Source organism: Aeromicrobium sp. PFPM2_SD2 (assembly GCF_057364525.1).
Genome location: NZ_JBNFNZ010000475.1, coordinates 1 through 1857, shown reverse-complemented (window position 1 = coordinate 1857; position 1857 = coordinate 1). Strand labels below are relative to the sequence as shown.

At 75.3% G+C, this 1857-nt stretch carries 2 protein-coding genes; both read right to left on the bottom strand.

Annotated elements, in window-relative coordinates:
- Positions 1 to 40: 40 nt before the first annotated feature.
- Positions 41 to 985 carry an SGNH hydrolase domain-containing protein gene (locus tag AC2W7G_RS15260; RefSeq protein WP_485869188.1) on the bottom strand — a complete coding sequence of 315 codons (945 nt, stop codon included), beginning with the start codon at positions 983 to 985 and terminating at the stop codon, positions 41 to 43.
- Positions 986 to 992: 7 nt separating this feature from the next.
- Positions 993 to 1857: glycosyltransferase (locus AC2W7G_RS15255; protein ID WP_485869187.1), on the bottom strand; the 865-nt coding region annotated here is incomplete at its 5' end.

The window sequence follows — 1857 nt, the reverse complement described above, 5'->3', positions numbered from 1 at the left end:
GAGCTCGAGCGCACCCGCGCCTGAGCCCGCGCCGCGCGGCTCAGCGGACGCCGAGGTCGGCGAGTGCCGCCGCGACCTCGTCGCCCAGCGCGGGCGCGAGCCGCAGCGTGTACGTGCGGGTGAAGTGGTGCGAGTCGCGGAAGCGCAGCACCCCGTCGCCCACCACCGCGCACGGCGGTCCGTCCGCGCCGCACACCTCGTCCTCGACCGACACCAGCCGGGCGCGGCCGACCTCCTCGACGACGCGCTCGGCCGACACGGTCGGGAAGCGCAGCTCGGGGTCGTCGTACTCGTCCTGGGTGATGTCGCAGTCGTGGGAGTCGTCGCCGTGCGCCAGGACGCACGCGGGCACGTCCTCGTCCGAGCGCGGGCCCGCGTCCAGCAGCACCGTGGCGATGCCGGCGTCGGCCAGCTCGCGGTAGGCGTCGACCAGGCCCTCGACCATGAGGTCGTGCTGCTCGTCGCCGTCGATGTCGCGCCCGGCCTTGGGCACCCGCAGCTTGTACAGCTCGGTGAACACGGCGTCGGGGGCGAGCGCGACCAGGGCCCGGCGGACGCGGGTGTTCCACTCCTCGCAGGAGCGGTTGACGGGGTCGTCGTCGCTGGCGAGGCGGGCCGCGGTGAACGCGCACGCGGACTTGGTGATGGAGGTGACGCGCCAGCCGCGCTCGCGGCCGAGCGCGTCGAACGCCGAGACCCACTGCTCGGTCTTGGAGTCGCCGACCAGGGCGACGTGGACGCGGCCACGGGGGTCGCCGAGCTCGCAGGCCAGCACCTCCGAGCGTCCCTTGCGCTGGTGGCAGCGCTGCCCCGCGGCGTACCGGACCTGGTCCTTCGTCGCCTGCGCCGGGTTCGGCGTCAGCGTCGAGGACGAGCCGTCCGAGGGCAGGGCCGGCCGATCCGGCTCGGTCGGCGACGGGGACGAGCAGGCGGCGAGCACGAGGGCCGTCAGCAGGGCGGCCGCGAGCAGGGGGAGTCGGCGCACGACGTCCTCAGGCCCGCGCGGCCCGGCGCACGTGGGCGACGAAGTCGAGCGCGTCGCGGTTCCAGTTGTGGTGCTCCAGCACGTACGCGTGCCCGGCGGACGCCATCGCGTGGCGTCGCTCGTCGTCGTCCAGCAGCGCGGTGATCGCCGCGGCCGCGGCGGCCGGGTCCTCGAACGGGACGAGCACGCCGCCGGCCGAGTCCTCGACCAGGGCCTGCGCGGTCGGCAGGGGCGTGGTCACGACCGGCACGCCGTGGGCCAGGTACTCCATGAGCTTGGTCAGGCGGCTGAAGCGGTAGTTGGGCTCGTCGCGGACGAACGAGACGCCGACCGCCGCGCCCTCGATCGCGCGCATGGCCACGTCGTTGGGGGTGAAGCCGTGCCAGGTCAGCGCCCCGTCGGCCTGCGCCTGCTCCAGCAGCACGTCGGTGCCGTCGTGGGCCGGACCGTAGACGTCCACCGTCGCGGTGCCGCGCAGCAGCCGGGCGGTCGCCACGAGCATGTCGACGCCGCGCGAGCGGGTCACCGAGCCCAGGTAGACGACGCGGCGCGACGCCGGCGGCGACACCTGCTCGGGCACACGGGTGCTGTTGGGCACGACCGGGTGCACGTCGTGGAACAGCGGCACGTAGCCGTCCTCGGCCAGCAGGATCGTGAAGCGGCGCTCGGCCCAGTCCTGCGCGGCCTTCGCCGCGGCGCGGACGACCGGGCGGAGCGGCCGCGGGATCCAGTCGCGCGACTCGACGGCACCCGGGAAGTCCTCGTGGACGTCCCAGATCACCGGGGTGTCGCCGGTGGTGCCGGCGGCGGCGAGCAGCAGCTCGGGGTCGTGCAGCAGGACGACGTCGTGCGCGGGCGCCAGGCGGCGCAGG